Below are 21,313 nucleotides of genomic sequence, written 5' to 3' on the forward strand. Positions count from 1 at the left end.
GCACCCGCGGGCAACGACCAAGGAGAGTTCCGTGAGCAGCACCCTGACCGATCAGTTGTTCGCCCAGTTGTCCGGCGCGCCCCTGCAGCAGATCTCGCAGCAGCTCGGCGTCGGCCAGGCCCAGACCGCCGGCGCGGTCAGCGCGGCGTTGCCGCTGCTGCTGGGCGCGCTGGGCCGCAACGCCAGCCAGCCGCAGGGGGCCCAGGCCCTGTTCGGCGCGCTGCAGAACGATTTCTCCGGCGGCCCGGACCTGGGCGGCCTGCTCGGCGCAGTGCTCGGCGGCACCCAGAGCCGGCAGACCAATGGCGCCGGCATCCTCGGCCACGTGCTGGGCGGACAGCAGCCGCGCGCCGAGGCCGCCTTGGGCCAGGCCACCGGCCTGGGTGGCGACAAGGCCGGCCAGTTGTTGAAGATCCTGGCGCCGATCGTGCTGGCATTCCTGGCCAGGCAAATGTTCCAGGGCCAGGGTGCCGCTGCCGGCGCCAGCCCCAGCGCCGGCCTGCTGGGCTCGATCCTCGGCCAGGAACAGCAGCAGGTGCGCCAGCAGGGTGGCGTGGGCGGCGGCCTGCTCGGCGCAGTGCTGGACCAGGACGGCGACGGACAGCTCGGCCTGGGCGACCTGCTCAAGATCGGGGGCGGCCTGCTCGGCGGCAAGCGCTGAACCGACGCGCCCGGCCCCCCTCCGCAGGCCGGCCGGCGCGATCCCGACGGCCGATCGAGGCCGCAGCCGACTGATCGTGTTTGCCTATCGATAGGTTCTCTTTATTCGATTTAACTAATCCAGAGCCTGTCGATATCCTTGATCCGCAATTACCTGCGCAGGAGCCAGCCATGAGCAAGCCATCCGACAAGAAGTGCCCTGTCACCCACCTGACCACCCAGTTTGGCGCCCCGGTGCCGGACAACCAGAACAGCCTGACCGCCGGCCCGCGCGGCCCGCTGCTGTCGCAGGACGTGTGGCTCAACGAGAAGCTGGCCAACTTCGTGCGCGAGGTGATCCCGGAGCGGCGCATGCACGCCAAGGGTTCGGGCGCGTTCGGCACCTTCACCGTCACCCACGACATCACGAAGTACACCCGCGCGAAGATCTTCGAGTCGGTGGGCAAGAAGACCGAGATGTTCGCCCGCTTCACCACCGTGGCCGGCGAGCGCGGCGCGGCCGACGCCGAGCGCGACATCCGCGGCTTCGCGCTGAAGTTCTACACCGAGGAAGGCAACTGGGACATGGTGGGCAACAACACCCCCGTGTTCTTCATCCGCGACCCGCGCAAGTTCCCCGACCTCAACAAGGCGGTCAAGCGCGATCCGCACACCAACATGCGTTCGGCCACCAACAACTGGGACTGGTGGACCCTGCTGCCCGAAGCCCTGCACCAGGTCACCGTGGTCATGAGCGACCGCGGCATCCCGGCCAGCTACCGGCACATGCACGGCTTCGGTTCGCACACCTACAGCTTCTGGAACAACCAGGGCGAGCGCTTCTGGGTGAAGTTCCACTTCCGCACCCAGCAGGGCATCAGGAACCTGACCGACGCCGAGGCCGCCGACATCATCGGCAACGACCGCGAGAGCCACCAGCGCGACCTGTTCGAGGCGATCGAGCGCGGCGACTTCCCGAAGTGGAAGATGTACATCCAGGTCATGCCCGAAACCGACGCGGAGAAGGTGCCCTACCACCCGTTCGACCTGACCAAGGTGTGGCCGAAGGGCGACTACCCGCTGATCGAGGTCGGTGAGTTCGAGCTCAACCGCAATCCGGAGAACTTCCACGCCGACGTCGAGCAGAGCGCGTTCGCGCCGTCCAACCTGGTGCCGGGTATTGCTCCTTCGCCGGACAAGATGCTGCAGGCGCGCCTGTTCAACTACGCCGACGCGCAGCGCTACCGGCTGGGCGTGAACTACCACCAGATCCCGGTCAACGCCGCGCGCTGCCCGGTCAACAGCAACCACCGCGACGGCGTTGGCCGCGCCGATGGCAACTACGGCCGCCTGCCGCACTACGAGCCCAACAGCTTCAACCAGTGGCAGGAACAGCCGCAGTTCCGCGAGCCGCCGCTGAAGATCAACGGCGATGCGGACTGGTGGGATTTCCGCGACAACGACTCCAACTACTACAAGCAGCCGGGCGATCTGTTCCGGCTGATGAGCCCGGCCCAGCAGCAGGTGCTGTTCGACAACACCGCCCGCGCGATGGGCGATGCGCCGGACTTCATCAAGCGCCGCCACGTGGACAACTGCAGCAAGGCCGACCCGGCCTACGGCGCAGGCGTGGAAGCGTCCCTGCGCAAGCTCGGAGCATTCGCCGCCGAGCAGTCGCCCAACAGCCTGGGCCAGGAATAGGCCGGGAATAGGCCAGGACACGCGCCGCCCGGACTCCGGGCGGCGATGCACCCGCCCCCTGCACGTCGGGCCGAATCGTCGGTGTCAGCGATCGCGCCTGGGCAAATCGAGCTTCATGTCGCCGCGTTCTTCGCTGGACGACGGAAGTCAGGGTGCCTCAGGTCGCGTCGATATCACCCAGGGCCTGGATCAGGCGCCGGGCGCGCTTGTCCGGACGATGTTCAGGCGGACGGTAACCATCGCGCATCGCAGCCCGCTGCAGCCGCTGCTGCTCGCGCGCGGCCCTGGACTGCCCGCTTTCGGCGTACAGCCCCTGCGCCACCGGCGCCGGGCCGCGGGTATCGCTGAGGCCAAGCACTTCCAGCTCGAAGGTTTCCTCGCCGCGGATGACCCGCAGCACCTCGCCCACCCGCACCGCGCGCGAGGGCTTGGGCCGCTGCCCGCCGACCTCGACCTTGCCGGTTTCCACCGCCTGCCGCGCCAGGCTACGGGTGCGGAAGAAACGCGCCGCCCACAGCCAGACATCCAGGCGCACGCTGACCTGCGGGTCCGATGCTGGCGTCGTGGTGGTCATGGCCGAAAGATGGAGGCGGCAGCCAGCCGATCAAGAGGACGGAGCAGGAATGCCGCAAACGCGAACGGCCGCCCGAGGGCGGCCGTTGCGGGTGCATCCGGAATCCGGCGAGCGCCGATCAGCCGGCGGCCTTCTCGGCCTTGGCCTTGGCCACGGCGGCCAGGTCTTCCTTGATGCGGGCAGCCTTGCCTTCCAGGCCACGCAGGTAGTACAGCTTGCCGGCGCGGACCTTGCCGCGACGCTTCACCTGGACCGAGTCGATGGTGGCGCTGTGGGTCTGGAACACGCGCTCCACGCCGTGGCCATGCGAGATCTTGCGCACGGTGAAGGCAGAGTTCAGGCCGGCGTTCTTGGTCGCGATGACCACGCCCTCGTAGGCCTGCACGCGCTCGCGGTTGCCTTCCTTGACCTTGACGTTCACCACGACGGTATCGCCCTGCGCAAAATGCGGCAGTTCGCGGGTGATCTGGGCGGATTCGAACTCCGCGACGATTGACTTGTTCAACTTGCTCATGGTGGCCGACTCTTGGTTCGGGTGGGCGTGTCGTCTCGACAACTCGGGCTGACGCAGTCGCAGGATCGCGCTGCGCGTTTGTTGTTCTGGATCCTGCCGCCGGTCACCCGGCCGGGCCGCTGGCCCACAGGAACCCGGCATTCTAGCCCGCCCAGCGGGCCATGGCTAGCGATTGCTGGATCGGGACCGGCAGGCGCGGAATCAGGCCACCGGATCGGTGGCCGGCGGCTGCAGGCCCTCGTCCAGCAGCCTGCGATCGGCCGCCGACAACACGCGGCCCTGGAGCAGGTCCGGGCGCCGCTGCCAGGTCCGGACCAGGGCCTGCTGCCGGCGCCAGCGCGCGATCGCCGCGTGGTTGCCCGAGCGCAGGACCTCCGGCACGGTACCGTAGGCATGCTCGACCGGGTGGCTGAAATGCGGGCAATCCAGCAGCCCATCCTCGAAGCTGTCCTGCTCGGCCGAGCCGGCGTCGTTCAGCGCGCCTTCCTGCAGCCGGGCCACCGCGTCCACCACCACCGCCGCCGCCAGCTCGCCGCCGGACAGGACGTAGTCGCCCAGGGAAATCTCCTCGTCGACCTCGGCCTGGACCAGGCGCTCGTCGATCCCCTCATAGCGCCCGCACAGCAGCGCCAGCCGCGGCAATGCGGCCAGCTCACGCACCCGCGCCTGGTCCAGCCGGCGCCCCTGCGGGGTGAGGTAGGCCACGTGCGCTGGCCGCGGATCGTCCGCGCGCATGGCCTGCAGGCAGCGGCGCAGCGGCTCGACCAGCATCACCATGCCCGGTCCGCCACCGAAGGTGCGGTCGTCGACCTTGCGGTAATTGCCGTCGGCGTGGTCGCGCGGGTTCCAGCCATGCAGCGACAGCAGCCCGCGCTCGCGTGCGCGGCCGGTCACGCCAAAGCCGGCGCACTGCTCGACGAACTCGGGGAACAGGCTGACGATGTCGATGCGCATGGGGCGGTGGTCAGAACTCGGGATCCCAGTCCACCGTGATCGTACCGGTGTCGAAATCCACCGCCTTGACGTAATCGGGCTGGACGAAGGGCAGCATGCGCTCGCGCTCGCCGCGCACCACCAGCACGTCGTTGGCGCCGGTGGACAGCAGGTGCGAGACCTGGCCCAGGTCCACGCCCTCGACCGTGACCACCCGCAGCCCTTCCAGGTCCACCCAGTAGTACTCGCCGGGCGCCGGTGGCGGCAGGGCGTCGCGCGCGACCCAGATCTCGGTGCCGCGCATGGCCTCGGCCGCATCGCGGTCCTCGCAGCCGGGCAGCGTGGCGACCACGTGCTTGCCGGTGTCGCGGCCGCGCGCATCGCGCAACTCGCGCTCCGCGCCGGAGGGCGCACGCAGGATCCACGGCTGGTAGCTGAAAATGCGTGCGCGCGGCTCGGTCCAGGACTCGAGCCTGACATCGCCGCGCACGCCGAAGGCGCCCATCACCCTGCCCAGAAGAACCTGCTTCTGCGACGCGGTGGGGCGCTCTTCGTCATGCATGTCGGGAGGGCCGCCGCTGATGCCGGCGGCCTGGCCGATCAGGCCGCCGCGGCCTGGGCCTTGACCGCATCCTTGTAGAGGTTGCGGACCTTGTCGGTCATCTGCGCGCCATTGCCGACCCAGTGGTCGACCCGGGCCACGTCCAGCACGACGCGCTGCTCGCCGCCCTGGGCGACCGGGTTGTAATAGCCCACGCGCTCGATGTTGCGGCCATCACGGGCTGCACGCGAGTCGGTGACGATGATGTGGTAGAAGGGGCGCTTCTTGGCGCCGCCGCGGGTAAGACGGATCTTGACCATGGTGTTTTCGGTGTTGCCCAGTCGCCGGGATGGCGAGGTAAGCCTGCAATTCTAGCGAAACCGCGCCGCCGGGGAAACCCGCCCTCCCGTCGCGGCCCGCGGCCCGGCCGGCACGGCCGTCGATCACCGCCCGGCTGCCATGCCCCGCATGGCCCGCATCTCCATGCCCGCCGTCGCCCATCCATGACCAACGTCACACGGTGGCCGGGAACTGTTTCCGTATCATCTGGTCATTCATATCAGCGCTGCCCGGGACCGCTCGCACGGGTCTGCGGCGCTTCCACACCCTGTTCCCACCGGCAATGTCGACCGCTGCACTGCGGCCGGGCACTGCGGCCGCACGCCCTCCCCCCTGAATCCGATCGTCCATGACCCGCATCCCCCGCTCCGTGAAACTCCTCATCCTGGTCGGCCTGTGCCTGGCCGTGCTGCTGACCTGGCGCGCATGCAGCGGCGGGGATGCCGCCCCGGACGGCAGCGGCGGCGGCTGGGGCGGCGAGCGCCCGCCCACGCCGGTCCGGGTGGCCCTGGCCGAGCGCGGCCCGCTGGAGGTGGAGCTCAAGGCACTGGGCACCGTCACCCCCTTGCGCACGGTCACGGTGCGTTCGCGGGTGGAGGGCGAGCTGCTGCGGGTGGCCTTCGACGAAGGCCAGCGGGTGCGCGCCGGCGAGCTGCTGGCGCAGATCGACCCGGCCTCGTTCAAGATCCAGCTGGCGCATGCGATCGGCCAGCAGAAGCAGAACCTGGCCGAGCTGGAAAACACCCGGATCCAGTTGCAGCGTTACCGCGACCTGGCCGGCGGCAATTACGTGTCGGCCCAGGACGTGGCCAACCTGCAGGCGCAGGTGCGGCAGTTCGAGGGCCGGCGCGAGAGCGACCAGGCCGCGGTCGATGAAGCCCGCTTGCAACTGGAGTACACGCGCATCGTCGCGCCCATCGACGGGCGCGTGGGCCTGCGCAGCGTGGACGTGGGCAACCTGGTGCGCAGCGGTGATGCGGACGGCATCGTCACCATCACCCAGACCCGGCCGATCAGCGTGGTCTTCGCCCTGCCCGAAACGGTGGTGGCCGCGGTGGCTGCGGCGGTCCAGCGCGGCGGCAAGGCGGCGCTGGCGGTGCAGGCCTGGGACCGCGACGAGCGCCAGCTGCTGGCCACCGGCACCCTGTCCAGCCTGGACAACCGGATCGACACCCAGACCGGCACCCTGCGCCTGCGTGCCCTGTTCGACAACGCCGACGATGCCCTGTTCCCCAACCAGTCGGTCAACGTGCGCCTGCGCCTGGGCAGCGAGGAGGTGATCGCGATCCCCGATGCCGCGGTGCAGTTCGGCAGCCAGGGCAACTACGTCTACGTGATCGGCGAGGACGACACCGCCAGTGTGCGCCAGGTGCAGCTTGGCGCCGGCCATGGCGACCGGGTGGCGGTGGCCGCGGGCCTGGAGGCCGGCGAGCGCGTGGTACTGGAAGGGCTGGACCGGTTGTACGAGGGCAGCAAGGTCGAGGTCGTGGCTGCCGCAGGCAACGCTGACGCCGACGCCGACGACGAGGCCGATGACGAGGCCGGGCCGGCCGCGCGGCGATGAACATCTCGCGCCCCTTCATCCTGCGCCCGGTGGCCACCTCGCTGCTGATGGTGGCGCTGCTGCTGTCGGGCCTGTTCGCCTATCGGCTGCTGCCGGTGTCGGCGCTGCCGCAGGTCGACTACCCGATCATCCAGGTGATGACCCTGTACCCGGGCGCCAGCCCGACGGTGACCACCAGCGCGGTCACCGCGCCGCTGGAGCGCCGGCTGGGGCAGATCCCCGGGCTCAACCAGATGTCGTCCACCAGTTCGGGCGGGGCCTCGGTGATCACCCTGCAGTTCTCGCTGGAGGTGGACCTGGGCGTGGCCGAGCAGGAAGTGCAGGCGGCCATCAACGCCGCGTCCAGCTTCCTGCCGGGCGACCTGCCGATGCCGCCGGTGTACCGCAAGGTCAACCCGGCCGACACCCCGATCCTCACCCTGGCGGTGACCTCGCCGACCATGGCCCTGCCCGATGTCTACGACCTGGTGGACACGCGCATGGCCCAGCGCCTGTCGCAGTTGCCGGGCGTGGGCCTGGTCAGCCTGGCCGGCGGGCAGCGCCCTGCCGTGCGCATCCAGGTCAATCCGCAGGCGCTGGCCGCCACCGGCCTGGGCATGGGCGACATCCGCCGCGCGATCTCGGCGGCCAACGTCAACATGCCCAAGGGCAGCTTCGACGGCCCGACCCGGGCGATCATGCTCGACGCCAACGACCAGATGCGTTCGGCGCAGGAATACCGCGACCTGATCCTGGCCTGGAACGAGGGCGCGCCGCTGCGCCTGGGCGACGTGGCCACGGTCGAACAGGGCCCTGAGAACAGCCACCTGGCCGCCTGGTCGGGGCCGATGCCGGCGATCCTGGTCAACATCCAGCGCCAGCCCGGCGCCAACGTGATCGAGGTGGTGGACCGGGTGCAGGCGCTGCTGCCGCAGCTGCGCGCAGCGATGCCCGCTGCGGTGCAGGTGGAAGTGCTGAGCGACCGCACCGAGTCGATCCGCGCCTCGATCAAGGGCGTGCAGCACGAACTGCTGCTGGCCATCGCCCTGGTGGTGGGCGTGACCTTCGTGTTCCTGCGCACCATCCCGGCCACGATCATTCCCTCGATCGCGGTGCCGCTGTCGCTGGTGGCCACCTTCGGGGTGATGCTGCTGGCCGGGTTCTCGCTCAACAACCTCACCCTGATGGCGCTGACCATCGCCACCGGCTTCGTGGTCGACGACGCCATCGTGATGCTGGAGAACATCGCCCGGCGCATGGAGGGCGGCGAAGGCGCGATGGAGGCCGCGCTCAAGGGCGCGCGCCAGATCGGCTTCACCCTGGTGTCGCTGACCGTGTCGCTGATCGCGGTGCTGATCCCGCTGCTGTTCATGGGCGACGTTGTGGGCAAGCTGTTCCACGAGTTCGCCATCACCCTGGCGGTGGCCATCGCGATCTCGCTGGTGGTGTCGCTGACGCTCACGCCGATGCTTTGTGCGCGCTTCCTCAAGGCCGGCCACGGCGGTGGTGACCACGAGCAGGAATCCGGCGCGCAGGGCGACATGTTCGACCGGGTGATCGCCGCCTACGACCGCGGCCTGCACTGGGTGCTGGAACGCCAGCCGCTGATGCTGGGCGCGACCGTGGCCACCCTGGCACTCACCGCTGTGCTGTACCTGCTCACGCCCAAGGGCTTCTTCCCGGTGCAGGACGCCGGCCTGGTGCAGGGCATCAGCGAGGCGCCGCAGTCGATCTCGTTCGATGCCATGGCCCGGCGCCAGCAGGCGCTGGCCAACGCGATCCTGGAAGACCCGGACGTGGCCTCGCTGTCCTCGTTCATCGGCGTGGACGGCAACAACGCCACCCTCAACAGCGGCCGCCTGCTGATCGAACTCAAGCCGCACGGCGAGCGCGACAGCGGTGCGCTGGGCGTGATCGAGCGGCTCAAGCAGCGCGCCGCCCAGGTGCCCGGCATCGACCTGTACCTGCAGCCCGTGCAGGAGTTGAGCATCGAGGACCGGGTCAGCCGCACCCAGTACCAGTTCGCATTGACCACGCCCGATGCGGCCACGCTGTCGCTGTGGACCGGGCGCCTGCTGGAGGCGCTGCGCGACGAGCCGGCGCTGGCCGATGTGGCCAGCGACCTGGCCGACCAGGGCCTGCAGGCCTGGGTGGACATCGACCGCGACGCGGCCGCGCGCCTGGGCATCCCGGTGTCGGCGGTGGCCGATGCGCTGTACGACGCCTTCGGCCAGCGCCAGGTTTCGACCATCTTCACCCATGCCAACCAGTACCGGGTGGTGCTGGAGGCCGACCCGCGCTTCCAGCTGGGTCCGGAGGCGATCGGCCGCATCCACGTGAGCACCGCCGACGGCCGGCAGACGCCGCTGTCGGGCATCGCCAGCATCCAGACCCGGCCGGCCGCGCTGCAGGTCAGCCACCTGGGCCAGTTCCCGGCGGCCACGGTGTCGTTCAACCTCGCCCCGGGCGCGTCGCTGGGCGAAGCCGTCTCGGCCATCGAGCGCGTGCGCGCCGACCTCGCCATGCCGGCCAGCGTGGAGTTGCGCCTGCAGGGCGCGGCCCAGGCGTTCCGCGCCTCGCTGTCCAGCACCCTGTGGCTGATCCTTGCCGCCGTGCTGGTGATGTACATCGTGCTGGGCGTGCTCTACGAGAGCTTCATCCACCCCATCACCATCCTGTCCACCCTGCCCTCGGCCACGGTCGGCGCGCTGGCCGCACTGCTGCTGACCGGACGCAGCCTGGACCTGATCGCGGTGATCGGCATCATCCTGCTGATCGGCCTGGTGAAGAAGAACGCGATCATGATGATCGACTTCGCGCTGGAGGCCGAGCGCGAACAAGGCATGGCCCCGCGCGAGGCGATCCACCGCGCAGCGCTGCTGCGCTTCCGCCCGATCCTGATGACCACGCTTGCAGCGCTGTTCGCGGCGATCCCGATGATGTTCGCCAGCGGTTCGGGTGCCGAACTGCGCCAGCCGCTGGGCCTGGTGATGGTCGGCGGGCTGCTGGTGAGCCAGGTGCTGACCCTGTTCACCACGCCGGTGATCTACCTGTTCTTCGACCGCTTCGTGCGCCACGCACCGGCCGCGACAGCGGACGATGGCGGCGCCGCAACGGCCTGACAATGCAGCCCGAGCGCTTCAACCTGTCCGAGGTCTTCATCCGGCGCCCGGTGGCCACCGTGCTGCTTGCCGCCGCGGTGGTCCTGTGCGGGTTGCTGGCCGTTGTGCGCCTGCCGGTGGCGCCGCTGCCGCAGGTGGATTACCCGGCCATCCAGGTCAGTGCCTACCTGCCCGGTGCCAGCCCCGAGTCGATGGCCGCCACGGTGGCCACGCCGCTGGAACGCGCGCTGGGCAGCATCCCCGGCATCACCCGGCTGACCTCGAACAGCAGCCAGGGCAGCAGCCGCATCGACCTGCGCTTCTCGCTGGACCGCAACGTGGACGACGCCGCGCGCGAGGTGCAGGCGGCGATCAACACCGCCCGTGCGCAGTTGCCGTCGGGCATGCCCGGCATGCCGCAGTTGCGCAAGATCAACCCCTCGCAGGCGCCGATCATGACCCTGGCGCTGAGCTCGGCCACGCTCTCGCCCAGCCAGGTGTACGACGTGGCCTCCACCGTGATCGCGCAGAAGATCGCGCAGATCCCGGGCGTGGGCCAGGTCGAGGCCAGCGGCAGCTCGCTGCCGGCGGTGCGCGTCTCGCTCAACCCGGGTGCACTGAACCAGTACGGGATCGCCCTGGACGAGGTGGCCGGCGCGATCCGCAACGCCAACGCGCTGCGCCCGCTGGGGCACGTGGCGCAGGACGACCGCCAGTGGCAGCTGGAGGCAAGCCTGCAGCTGCGCACCGCGGCCGAGTACCAGAACCTGATCGTGGCCTGGCGCGATGGCCGCCCGGTGCACCTGCGCGACGTGGCCCAGGTTGCCGAAGGCACCGAGAACCGCTACGCCTCCGGCTTCCACAACGAGCGCGCGGCGGTGCTGCTGGTGGTCAGCCGGCAACCCGGGGCGAACATCATCCGCACCGTGGATGCGATCCACGCGCAGATGGACACCCTGCAGGCGCTGCTGCCGGCGTCAATCGACATGAAGGTGGTGATGGACCGCTCGCCGGTGATCCGCGCCACCCTGCACGAGGCGCAGGCCACCCTGGTGCTAGCGGTGATGCTGGTGGTGCTGGTGGTACTGGTGTTCCTGGGCAGCTGGCGCGCGGCGCTGGTGCCGTCGCTGGCGATCCCGGTGTCGCTGTTCGGCGCGCTGGCGATCATCTGGCTGGCCGGGTTCTCGCTCAACACCCTGTCGCTGATGGCGCTGATCGTGGCCGCGGTGCTGGTGGTGGACGACGCCATCGTGGTGCTGGAGAACATCGCCCGCCACATCGGCGCCGGCCTGTCACCGCTGCAGGCGGCGCTGCGCGGCGCCGGCGAAGTCGGGGCGACCCTGCTGTCGATGAACATCGCCCTGGCGGTGGTGTTCGTCTCGATCCTGTTCCTGGACGATTTCGTCGAAAAACTCTTCCGCGAGTTTTCGCTGACCCTGGTGGCGGCGATGGCGGTGTCGCTGCTGGTATCGCTGAGCCTGACCCCGGCCCTGTGCGCGCGCCTGCTGCGCCCGCACGACCCCACCGCGGTGGTGCGGCCCTGGGCGCGCCTGGGCGGGATGCTGTTCGAAGGCCTGCGCAGTGTGTACCTGCGCAGCCTGCGCACCACCCTGCGCCACGTGCCGCTGGCGCTGGCGGTGCTGGTGGCCACGGTGGCGCTCAATGCCTGGCTGTTCACCCAGGTACCCAAGGGCACCGTGCCCGAGCAGGACACCGGCCAGCTGCGCGGCTTCGCCCGCGGCGACGACGGCCTGTCCTTCCAGGTGATGCAGCCCAAGATCCAGGCCTACCGCGAACTGCTGCTGGCCGACCCGGCGATCGAGGACATCGTCGGCTACATCGGCGGCGGCACCGGCGTGAACAACGCCTACATCATGATCCAGATGAAGCCGCTGTCCGAGCGCCGCGCCTCAAGCCGCGAGGTCATCGACCGCCTGCGCGAGCAGATGCCCAAGGTACCCGGCGGGGTGATGTGGCTGTGGGTGGACCAGGACATCCGCATCGGTGGCGGCAACGACGACGGCAACTATGACTTCCAGCTGCTGTCTGGCGACATCGAACCGCTGCGCGAGTGGACGCCGAAGGTGCGCGAGGCGATGGCCGCGCTGCCCGAACTGGTGGACGTGGATTCCAGCGGCGACGAGGGCATGCGCCAGGTGCGCCTGGAAGTGGACCGCGATGCGGCCGCGCGCCTGGGCGTGGACATGCGCACGGTGGCCACCGTACTCAACAACTCCTTCAGCCAGCGCCAGGTCGCGACCCTGTACGACAGTCTCAACCAGTACCGGGTGGTGATGGAGCTGGACCCGCGCTACACCCAGACCCCGGACACCCTGGACCAGGTGCACACCATCGCCGGCGACGGCCGGCGCGTGCCGCTGTCGGCATTCGCGCACTGGGGCTACGGCATGGCCCAGGACCGCATCCAGCACCGCGAGCAGTTCGTCGCCACCCGGATCAGTTTTGCGCTGGCCCCCGAGGTGAGCCTGGACGAGGCCACCGCGGCGATCGAAGCGGCGGTGGGCCGGTTGATGCTGCCCACCAGCGTGCAGGGCAAGCTGGGCGATGCCGCCGGCAGCCTGCAGCAGCTGCGCGACCGCCAGCTGTGGATGATCCTGGGCGCGGTGCTGGCCGTGTACCTGGTGCTGGGCGTGCTGTACGAAAGCCTGGTCCAGCCGCTGGCGATCCTGTCGATCCTGCCCTCGGCCGGCATCGGCGCGCTGCTGGCGCTGCTTGCGTTCGACAGCGAACTGAACCTGATCTCGCTGCTGGGGCTGTTCCTGCTGGTGGGCGTGGTGATGAAGAACACCATCCTGCTGGTGGACTTCGCCCTGGCCGCGCAGCGCGAGCGCGGCCTTGCCGCCGAGGAGGCGATCGTGGACGCCGCGCGCCTGCGCTTCCGCCCGATCCTGATGACCAGCGTGGCCGCACTGATGGGCACCCTGCCACTGATGCTGGCCACCGGCGAGGGCTGGGAGATGCGCCGGCCGCTGGGCATCGCCATCGTCGGCGGCCTGCTGGTCAGCCAGTGGCTGACCCTGTACACGACCCCGGCGGTGTTCCTGGCCCTGGACCGGGTGCGTGCGCGGGTACGGGCAGCGACGGCGCGACGCGCGCAGCGGCGCGCGCCTGGTTCGACCCGTGCCGATGGTGGTCGCGCGGACGGTTGAGGTGGACGACTGACCTGCCGGCGCAGGCTCAGTCCAGCGCTTCCCACGGTGCATGCGTGCCGGCGTCTGCAAGCAGCTGCATCAGGTCCGGCGCCTGCGCATATTCCACCGCGTCGATCGCGATGATCGGCTGCACCGCATTGGCATTGCAGGCGAACGCAGCCCGGAACGCGGGCAGTTCGCCCATGTGTACCGGCCGCCTGTCCTGGGCGACGTCCTGCGCCTCCAGCCCCGCCTGCAACAGTCGCTCGGCGGTGCCGCGCAGCGCCGGCGCCTGCGGCCAAGTCACCGCCTGGCCGTCCCAGAAGCCGATGTTCCACAACGCACCTTCCGCGATGCGTGCATCCGCGCCCCGGCCATCGACGAACAGGGCATCGTCATAGCCGGCCTGCTGCGCCTGGCGACGATGGTGGAACAGCGGAAAGGTGCCCACGTGCTTGAGGTGCGGCACCGGGCGCAGGAAATCCCGCGCCAGCACGCGCAGCGCGCCGGTCCGGGGTGGCTGCGGCGCGGCAGCCACCACCAGCACGTCCACTGCCAGCTCCTGCAACGGCCGGCGGTGGTCGAAGCCGCGCGCGAACACGGTCACCCGCATCGAGCAGTCGCCCCCGGCCTGGCGTGCGGCCTGCGCCATCCAGCCGCGCACCGCGGCCTCGTCCAGCGCGGCATCGAATAGTTCGGCCGTGCCCTGGCGCAGGCGCGCCATGTGCAGGCCCAGCCCCTGCGCCGCAACTCCGCGCACCTGCAGTGCGGTGTTGTGGCCGTAGTTGACCTGGGCCAGCGCGCGCAGGGCGCCGGGATCGGCATCGGCCGCGGCGCCGTTGAGCAGCGCGACCGTCAGGCCGTTGCCCATCGCCCGCCCCCGGCCGCGCCGATGCCGCGATCAGCGGAACGGCATGCCACCGCGCCCACCCATGCCGCCCATCATGCCCTGCAGGCCGCGCATCATGCCCTTCATGCCGCCACGGCCCATCTTGGACATCATCTTTTCCATCTGCTGGTACTGCTTGAGCAGCTTGTTGACGTCGGCAGGGGTGGTACCCGAGCCGCGCGCGATGCGGGCCCGGCGCGAGCCATTGAGCAAGCCCGGGTTGCGCCGTTCCTTGAGCGTCATCGAGCCGATGATGGCCATCATCCGCGGCACTTCGCGGCCCTGCGACACCTGCTGCTTGAGGTGCTCGGGTACCTGGCCCAGGCCCGGCAGCTTGTCCATGAGCCCGGCGATGCCGCCCATGTTCTGCATCTGCTCGAGCTGGTCGCGCATGTCGTTGAGGTCGAACTTCTTGCCCTTGGCCACCTTGGCGGCGAGCTTGGCGGCCTTCTCCTGGTCGACGTTCTGCTCGACCTGCTCCACCAGCGACAGCACGTCGCCCATGTCCAGGATGCGCGCGGCCACGCGGTCGGGATGGAACACGTCCAGGCCGTCGGTCTTCTCGCCGGTGCCGACGAACTTCACCGGCTTGCCGGTGATGTAGCGCACGCTCAGCGCGGCGCCGCCGCGGGCGTCACCATCGGTCTTGGTCAGCACCACGCCGGTCAGCGGCAGCGTCTCGGAGAAGGCCTTGGCGGTGTTGGCCGCGTCCTGGCCGGTCATCGCGTCGACCACGAACAGGGTTTCGGCCGGATTGATCGCGGCATGCAGCGCCTTGATCTCGGCCATCATCGCCTCGTCGATGGCGAGGCGGCCGGCGGTATCGACGATCAGCACGTCGGCGAAGGACTTGCGTGCATCGACGATGGCCGCACGCACGATGTCCTCGGGCTTCTGCCCCGCATCGGAAGGGAAGAACAGCACCCCGGTCTGCTCGGCCAGGGTCTTGAGCTGTTCGATCGCGGCCGGACGGTACACGTCGGCGCTGACCACCATCACCTTCTTCTTGCGCTTGTCCTTCAGGTGCCGGGCCAGCTTGCCCACGGTGGTGGTCTTGCCGGCGCCCTGCAGGCCGGCCATCAGGATGATCGCCGGGGCCGGAACGTTGAGGTTGAGGTCGCTGGCGGCCGAGCCCATCACCGCGGCCAGCTCGTCGCGCACCACCTTGATCAGGGCCTGGCCCGGGGTCAGCGACTTCAGTACTTCCTGGCCTACCGCGCGCACCTTGATCCGCTGCACCAGCGCCTGCACCACCGGCAGGGCCACATCGGCCTCGAGCAGGGCGATACGCACCTCGCGCACGGCCTCGCCGATGTTGGATTCGGTCAACCGGCCACGGCCGCGCAGGCGCTCCATGGTGCCGGACAGGCGTTGGGTCAATGATTCGAACATGCGTGCACGGAAGCCGGGTCAACGGCCGTCGATTATAGCCGTCGGCTGTACCATTCCTCTGCATCGGACCGTGTGCGACACTCGCCGGATGACAATCGTTCTCATCGCCGTCGCTGCCTACCTGGCCGCTGCACTGCTCCTGCTGGGTGCGGTGGCGCGTGCACGCCTGCCGGGCGCGCGCGGCTGGGCCGTGCCGGCGCTGCTGGGCGTGGCCCTGCACGCCAGCTACCACCTCGTGGTGGCGTGGCGCATCACCGGCGGCGCCGACATGCACTTCTTCTCGGCGCTGTCGCTGGTCAGCCTCGGGATGGCGGCACTGACTGCCACGGTTGGCGCACGCGAACGGATGGCCGCGCTGGGCGTGTTCGCCTTTCCCCTGGCCGCGCTGCTGCTGGCGGTGTACGCCTACATGGGCCATGCGCCCTCGCCGCCGCTGGACTGGCGCCTGCAACTGCACGCATGGCTGGCGCTGCTGGCCTACGCCACCCTGGCCATCGCCGCACTGCTGGCGATGATGCTGTGGCTGCAGGAGCGCGCTTTGCGCCGGCGCGAGTTCCATGCCTGGCTACGTGCGCTGCCGCCGTTGACCGGGCTGGAAACACTGCTGTTCCGCACCATCAAGGTCGGCTTCGTGCTGCTGTCCCTCACCTTGCTGACCGGCGTGCTGTTCGTTGAGGACCTGCTGTCCCAGCACCTGGTCCACAAGACCGTGCTCAGCGTGCTGTCCTGGCTGGTGTTCGGCGGACTGCTGATGGGGCGCTGGCGCTACGGCTGGCGCGGCATCCGCGCAGTCCACTGGACCCTGACCGCGATGGCGCTGCTGCTGCTGGCCTTCTTCGGCAGCAAGTTCGTGCTGGAACTGGTATTGCAGCGGGTGGCCACGGGCTGAGCCTCAGGCGTGCTCCAGCGCCTGCGACAGGCGCTCGACCGCGATCACCTCCAGCCCCTTGAAGCTGCCCGACCGCGGCGCATTGACCTTGGGCACGATCGCGCGGACGAAACCGTGGGTGGCCGCTTCGCGCAGCCGCTCCTCGCCGTTGGGCACCGGCCGGATCTCGCCGGACAGGCCAACCTCGCCGAAGGCCACGGTCTTGTCGGCCAGCGGCCGGTCGCGCAGTGACGACAGCACCGCCAGCAGCACCGGCAGGTCGGCGGCGGTTTCCTGCACGCGGATGCCGCCCACCACGTTCACGAACACGTCCTGGTCGGACACCGCCACGCCGCCATGGCGGTGCAACACCGCCAGCAGCATCGCCAGCCGGTTCTGTTCCAGGCCCACCGTCACCCGGCGCGGGTTGGACAACGGCGACGCATCCACCAGCGCCTGCACCTCGACCAGCAGCGGTCGGGTGCCCTCGCGGGTGACCATGACGCAACTGCCCGGCTGGGACGAGGCGCCGGACAGGAAGATGGCCGATGGATTGGGGACTTCCTTCAACCCCTTGTCGCCCATGGCGAACACGCCGAGCTCGTTGACCGCGCCGAAGCGGTTCTTGAACGCGCGCAGCACCCGGAAGCGGCTGCCGCTCTCGCCCTCGAAATACAGCACCGCATCGACCATGTGCTCGAGCACGCGCGGGCCGGCGATGCCGCCCTCCTTGGTGACGTGGCCGACCAGGAACACCGCCGTGCCGGTTTCCTTGGCGTAACGCACCAGCCGCGCCGCGCTCTCGCGCACCTGGCTGACCGAGCCGGGTGCGGCGGTCAGTAATTCGGTCCACAGGGTCTGCACCGAATCGGCCACGATCAAGCGCGGCCGGGCCTGCGCGGCATGCTGCAGGATCGATTCGATCCCGGTCTCGGCCAGGGCGTGCAGGTTGTCCAGTGGCAGGTCCAGGCGCACTGCGCGGCCGGCGACCTGGGCCAGTGATTCCTCGCCGGTGACATACAGCGCCGGCAACTGCGCGGCCATGCGCGCCACGGCCTGCAGCAACAGGGTCGACTTGCCGATGCCCGGGTCGCCACCGACCAGCACCACCGCGCCCTCGACCAGACCACCGCCCAGCACCCGGTCCAGCTCGCCGATGCCGGTGGATACCCGCACCTCGGCCGCCTGGCTGACGTCCTTCAGTGCCGTGACCTGGGGCGGATCGACCTTGCCGGCCCAGCCGGAACGGCGCTGTGCGGCAGGCCCGGCAGCGGGCGAGGCAGCCGGCTCCAGCACCACCCGCGACAAGGTATTCCAGGCGCCGCACTCACCGCACTGGCCCTGCCACTTGCTGTAATCGGCGCCACAATCACCGCATACATAGGCGGTTCTGCCCTTGGTCTTGGACACGCACACACCTGCCTTTTCGTGCAGCCAGCGGATCGGAACGGGATTTGTGCCCGCGCCGCGTGCCGTGGCAACGCCCGGCGCCGGGCGGCCCCGGATGACAGATTAGCGCGCCGACAGTGGCCCAGGCAGGCCAGCGGGCCATCGCCTGCGGTCGCCGGGATGCTTGGCTGGGGCCTGTTTTGCGCCCGAACAGTGCGCAAACAGGCCCCGGAACCTTGTGTTCCAGGCCTTTTCGGCTCTCGTAACGAGTGGTTACGGCACGATCGCGTAGGATGGTCGCGTTTCTCCCATACATGTGCGACCGGTGCGACCGCTTTCATCGTCGCCCGCCGCGCATGCCCCAATGCATTGCCCGCCCATCGGGCGATGCCTCCTACGGGAGCGCCCATAGATGACGAGCCACATCCACCAGGCCGGCATGCCGGCCCAGGCAACGGATGCATGAGCGCAGTCGCCGATGAAGCGCCCCTGTGCAGCCAGTGTGATGCGGTCTGCTGCCGCCTCACCGTGGTGCTGCAGGCCGGGGACCGCATTCCCGCCCACCTCACGGCATATACCGATGCCGGCCTGGAGGTGATGGCGCGCGACGCCGAAGGCTGGTGCGTGGCGGTGGATCCTGCGCATATGCGCTGCACGATCTACGACACGCGCCCCCAGATCTGTCGCAGGTTCGTCATGGCCGGCCCTTACTGCCGCGCAGAGCGCGCCGACTACCTCGACCGCAACGCCCGCGGCATTCCGCTGCACCTCTTCTGACCGGAGATCCCATGCTACGCCCGAAGAACGCCAAGTCCGCCCGCCCCGCCGCCGCCGCCAAGACCGACCGCGCCTTCTCGTCCCGCAAGAGCGGGCAGAGCAGTGGCCTGACCCACGAGCGCATCGCCGCCGACCTCGACGCCTTCCGCAAGTCCGGCGGCAAGATCGAAGTGCTCGGCGTGACCCAGGCGCTGAAGAAGATCGCCCCGGACGATGGCGCCTCCCCGCCGCGCCCGGCCAAGGCCGCTGCGAGCAAGAGCCGGCGCTAGCCGCCGGCAGCCCGCGCCGACGCACGATTTTCGTCCGAGGCCTGCAAGACGGCCGGGGCTGGAACGAACACCAAAACAGGAAGGGCGGCCTTGGGCCGCCCTTCCTGTTTTTTCAACTGGTGCCGGAAACAGGAGTCGAACCTGCGACCTACGCATTACGAATGCGCCGCTCTACCAACTGAGCTATTCCGGCGGGGTCCACGCACGGCGGCCCAAGGGAGCGGATTCTAGCGGTTCGTGCCGGCCAGGCCAACCTTGGCGCGCCCCGCATCCGGGGCCTGCGCCATCGTTGCAGTCACGCGGTCGGTGCTAACTTGGCCGCTCCATCCGGCCCCTGCCCCGCCCATGCGCCATCGCTACCTGCTCCGCCTGCCCCTGACCCTGCTGCTCGCCATGGTTGCGGCGCACGCCGTTGCCCAGGACGACACCATCGAGCAGGGTCGCAGCACGCTGGAGCAGGTCGGTGCACAGCTTGAACGGCAGCCGGATGATGCGGCGCTGGTGGCCGCGCGCGAAACCACGCTGAAGATCCAGGCGCGGTCACAGCAGTTCATCGACGAGCGCGCGCCTGAACTGGACAGCCTGGACGCACGCCTGGCCGAACTGGGCGAGCGTCCCGGCGACCCGGGCGCGGAAAGCGGCGACGTCACCCGGCAACGCGAAACCCTGCAGTCGCGACGCAATGCACTGGATGCGCAGCTGCGGCAGGCGCGGCTGAGCGTGGTCGAAGGCGGCCAGTTGCTCGACCGCATCGCCGGCACGCGCCAGCAGCGCTTCCACGACACCTTGTCCGCACGCACCACGGCACCCTGGCGGATGCGCTTCTGGGATGCGCTTGCCGGCAGTGCGCCGCGTGATCGCGCACGCCTGCGCGGCCTGGCCGGCGAATTGCGCCAGGCGGTGGTCGCGCATTGGGCCGCCCACCCCGTGCGTGCCGGCGGGGCGGCGCTGCTCGCGGCGCTGGTGATCCTGCTTGCGCGATTGCTGGCGCGGCGCTGGGTGCCTGGACTTGTGGCAGGACGCGTGCCGGCGGGGCCACTGCGGCGTTCGGCACCGGCGGTGGCGCGATTGCTGCTGGCGACGCTGGCCGCCCTGCTGGCCGCCATGCTGCTGCGTGATGCGCTGCTCCCGCTTCCGGTTTCAGCGCGGGTGGATGCGCTGTCGCGGCAGGTGGTGGGGCTGACGGTATATGTCGCGTTCGTGGTCGCGCTGGGCATGGTCCTGCTGGCGGTGCGACGGCCGAGCTGGCGGCTTCCGGCCATTTCCGACGTCGCCGCACGCACGCTGCGTCCCTATCCGCTGTTGGCTGCACTGGCCATGGCCGCCGCGGCGCTGGCGCAGTGGATCGGCAGCCACGCCAACGCCAGCCTTGCATTGACGGTGGCGATCACGGCCATGGGCGCAGTGCTGACCACCGCGGTGGCGCTTGCGGCGATGCTGGGCGTCAAGCGCCTGCAGCGTCGCGCACAACTGGCCGCCGAAGCGGCCGGCGAAGACCCGGACGAAGCCTGCCGCATCCACTTCCGGCCCTGGATGAACGCCGCCGTGGTGGTGGGCTGGATCGGTGTGTCGATCTGCGTGCTGGGGCTGCTCACCGGATACGTGGCGCTGTCGGCATTCGTGGCCGCGCAGATGCTGTGGACCGCGGTGGTGGTGTCCACGGCGTGGCTGGCAATGCGCTTCATCGACGACCTGGTGTGCGCGGTGCTGACCTCGCGCGGCGCGGCAGGGCGGCGCCTCAGCAGCCACTTCGGCATCCAGGCACAGCGGGTGGACCAGGCGGCGGTGGTGCTGTCGATGGCGTTGCGCATCGGCGTGGCGCTGGCGGCCCTGGTGGTGCTGGTCGCGCCCTACGGGGCCAGCGGCGATGACTTGGTCGGCCGGGCCATGGCGCTGGCCCGCGGGGTGACGGTGGGCGAACTGGTGCTGAGCCCGCGCAGCATCGGCCGGGCGCTGCTGGTGTTCGCGCTGGCATGCGCGGTGCTGCAACTGTTCCAGCGCTGGCTGGCGCGGCGCTATCTGCCCACCACCAAGATGGACGAGGGCATGCGTGCCTCGGTGGTCACGCTGATCGGTTACGCCGGCATGGTGCTGGCGCTGGCAATGGCGCTGGCCGCGATCGGCGTGAGCCTGGAGCGCATTGCCTGGATCGCCAGCGCGCTGTCGGTGGGCATTGGCTTCGGCCTGCAGGCAATCGTGCAGAACTTCATCTCGGGCCTGATCCTGCTGGCCGAGCGCCCGGTGAAGGTGGGCGACTGGGTGGTGGTGGGCGACGCCGAGGGCGACATCCGCCGGATCAACGTGCGCGCCACCGAAATCCAGACCGGCGACCGCACCACGGTGCTGGTGCCAAATTCCGAGTTGATCACCAAGACGGTGCGCAACCGCACCTATTCCAATGCCGAGGGGCTGGTGAAGATCGTGCTGCCGATGCCGTTGAGCACCGACGCCGACCTGGTGCGCGCGCTGCTGCTGGAGGCTTTCCAGTCCCATCCGGGCATCCTCGACGCGCCGGCGCCGTCGGTGCTTATCGACGGCATCGACCAGGGCCGGGTGATCTTCAGCGCCACCGGCTTCGTGGCCACGCCGCGGCTGGCGGCGGCGGCACGCAGCGCGGTGATGTTCGAGCTGCTGCGACGCTTGCGCGAACTCAACATCCGCATGGTCTGATCCACGCCGCGGATGCGTGGGG

17 protein-coding genes and 1 tRNA gene are annotated in these 21,313 nt (G+C 69.9%); 9 read left to right on the forward strand and 9 right to left on the reverse strand.

Going from position 1 to position 21,313, the window contains the following annotated elements; translation table 11 throughout:
- The first annotated feature begins 31 nt into the window (after positions 1–31).
- Both ACEJ41_RS08610 and ACEJ41_RS08615 read left to right on the forward strand, forming a co-directional pair.
- Positions 32–661 (forward strand): DUF937 domain-containing protein, encoded by a 630-nt coding sequence (locus ACEJ41_RS08610; protein ID WP_374011870.1) that lies wholly within the window; start codon positions 32–34, stop codon positions 659–661.
- Between the two features lie 170 nt (positions 662–831).
- Positions 832–2,340, forward strand: a complete 1,509-nt coding sequence (locus tag ACEJ41_RS08615; protein ID WP_374011871.1) for a catalase — start codon at positions 832–834, stop codon at positions 2,338–2,340.
- A 157-nt stretch (positions 2,341–2,497) separates the two neighbouring features.
- Here the strand turns inward: ACEJ41_RS08615 and ACEJ41_RS08620 are convergent, their stop codons facing one another.
- The 5 genes from ACEJ41_RS08620 to rpsP all read right to left on the reverse strand — a co-directional run bounded on the left by ACEJ41_RS08620 (position 2,498) and on the right by rpsP (position 5,222).
- A complete protein-coding gene (locus ACEJ41_RS08620) occupies positions 2,498–2,914 on the reverse strand; it encodes an RNA-binding S4 domain-containing protein (protein ID WP_374011872.1) in 417 nt (138 codons plus the stop codon).
- A 118-nt stretch (positions 2,915–3,032) separates the two neighbouring features.
- Positions 3,033–3,428, reverse strand: a complete 396-nt coding sequence (rplS, locus tag ACEJ41_RS08625; protein WP_374011873.1) for a 50S ribosomal protein L19 — start codon at positions 3,426–3,428, stop codon at positions 3,033–3,035.
- 201 nt (positions 3,429–3,629) lie between these two features.
- Positions 3,630–4,382 carry a tRNA (guanosine(37)-N1)-methyltransferase TrmD gene (trmD, locus tag ACEJ41_RS08630; protein WP_374011874.1) on the reverse strand — a complete coding sequence of 251 codons (753 nt, stop codon included), beginning with the start codon at positions 4,380–4,382 and terminating at the stop codon, positions 3,630–3,632.
- A gap of 10 nt (positions 4,383–4,392) precedes the next feature.
- Positions 4,393–4,923: a ribosome maturation factor RimM gene (rimM, locus tag ACEJ41_RS08635; protein WP_374011875.1), complete on the reverse strand. Its 531-nt coding sequence runs from the start codon at positions 4,921–4,923 to the stop codon at positions 4,393–4,395.
- Between the two features lie 38 nt (positions 4,924–4,961).
- Positions 4,962–5,222 carry a 30S ribosomal protein S16 gene (rpsP, locus tag ACEJ41_RS08640; RefSeq protein ID WP_374011876.1) on the reverse strand — a complete coding sequence of 87 codons (261 nt, stop codon included), beginning with the start codon at positions 5,220–5,222 and terminating at the stop codon, positions 4,962–4,964.
- Positions 5,223–5,611: 389 nt separating this feature from the next.
- Between rpsP and ACEJ41_RS08645 the strand changes: the two genes are divergently transcribed.
- The 3 genes from ACEJ41_RS08645 to ACEJ41_RS08655 are packed head-to-tail and all read left to right on the forward strand — an operon-like array spanning position 5,612 to position 13,055.
- On the forward strand, positions 5,612–6,805 hold the full coding sequence (locus tag ACEJ41_RS08645) for an MdtA/MuxA family multidrug efflux RND transporter periplasmic adaptor subunit (RefSeq protein WP_374011877.1): 1,194 nt from the start codon (positions 5,612–5,614) through the stop codon (positions 6,803–6,805).
- Complete coding sequence (locus ACEJ41_RS08650; protein ID WP_374011878.1) at positions 6,802–9,906, forward strand: multidrug efflux RND transporter permease subunit; 3,105 nt, start codon at positions 6,802–6,804, stop codon at positions 9,904–9,906. The genes ACEJ41_RS08645 and ACEJ41_RS08650 overlap by 4 nt, the downstream gene beginning before the upstream one ends.
- Positions 9,907–9,908: 2 nt before the next feature.
- Positions 9,909–13,055, forward strand: a complete 3,147-nt coding sequence (locus tag ACEJ41_RS08655) for an efflux RND transporter permease subunit (protein WP_374011879.1) — start codon at positions 9,909–9,911, stop codon at positions 13,053–13,055.
- A 28-nt stretch (positions 13,056–13,083) separates the two neighbouring features.
- Here the strand turns inward: ACEJ41_RS08655 and ACEJ41_RS08660 are convergent, their stop codons facing one another.
- Both ACEJ41_RS08660 and ffh read right to left on the reverse strand, forming a co-directional pair.
- On the reverse strand, positions 13,084–13,908 hold the full coding sequence (locus tag ACEJ41_RS08660) for an aminotransferase class IV (protein WP_374011880.1): 825 nt from the start codon (positions 13,906–13,908) through the stop codon (positions 13,084–13,086).
- A 30-nt stretch (positions 13,909–13,938) separates the two neighbouring features.
- Entirely contained in the window at positions 13,939–15,318 is a 1,380-nt protein-coding gene (gene ffh, locus ACEJ41_RS08665) for a signal recognition particle protein (protein ID WP_374011881.1), read from the reverse strand.
- Between the two features lie 88 nt (positions 15,319–15,406).
- On the opposite strand from ffh, the gene ACEJ41_RS08670 reads away from it, so the two are divergent.
- The gene (locus ACEJ41_RS08670; RefSeq protein ID WP_374011882.1) at positions 15,407–16,207 is read left to right on the forward strand and encodes an inner membrane protein YpjD; all 801 of its coding nucleotides are present in this window, start codon (positions 15,407–15,409) and stop codon (positions 16,205–16,207) included.
- A gap of 3 nt (positions 16,208–16,210) precedes the next feature.
- Here the strand turns inward: ACEJ41_RS08670 and radA are convergent, their stop codons facing one another.
- Positions 16,211–17,596, reverse strand: coding sequence for a DNA repair protein RadA (gene radA / locus ACEJ41_RS08675; protein ID WP_374011883.1), 1,386 nt, complete (start codon positions 17,594–17,596; stop codon positions 16,211–16,213).
- A 441-nt stretch (positions 17,597–18,037) separates the two neighbouring features.
- Here radA and ACEJ41_RS08680 point away from each other — a divergent pair, with 441 nt between their 5' ends.
- Entirely contained in the window at positions 18,038–18,352 is a 315-nt protein-coding gene (locus ACEJ41_RS08680; RefSeq protein ID WP_374011884.1) for a YkgJ family cysteine cluster protein, read from the forward strand.
- Positions 18,353–18,363: 11 nt separating this feature from the next.
- A complete protein-coding gene (locus ACEJ41_RS08685; RefSeq protein ID WP_374011885.1) occupies positions 18,364–18,621 on the forward strand; it encodes a hypothetical protein in 258 nt (85 codons plus the stop codon).
- 117 nt (positions 18,622–18,738) lie between these two features.
- Here the strand turns inward: ACEJ41_RS08685 and ACEJ41_RS08690 are convergent.
- Positions 18,739–18,814: transfer RNA gene (locus ACEJ41_RS08690), tRNA-Thr, on the reverse strand.
- 152 nt (positions 18,815–18,966) lie between these two features.
- Between ACEJ41_RS08690 and ACEJ41_RS08695 the strand changes: the two genes are divergently transcribed.
- Positions 18,967–21,291 (forward strand): DUF3772 domain-containing protein, encoded by a 2,325-nt coding sequence (locus tag ACEJ41_RS08695; RefSeq protein ID WP_374011886.1) that lies wholly within the window; start codon positions 18,967–18,969, stop codon positions 21,289–21,291.
- The last annotated feature ends 22 nt before the right edge of the window (positions 21,292–21,313 follow it).

This window comes from Pseudoxanthomonas koreensis (assembly GCF_041890415.1).
GTDB classification, from domain to species: domain Bacteria; phylum Pseudomonadota; class Gammaproteobacteria; order Xanthomonadales; family Xanthomonadaceae; genus Pseudoxanthomonas; species Pseudoxanthomonas koreensis_A.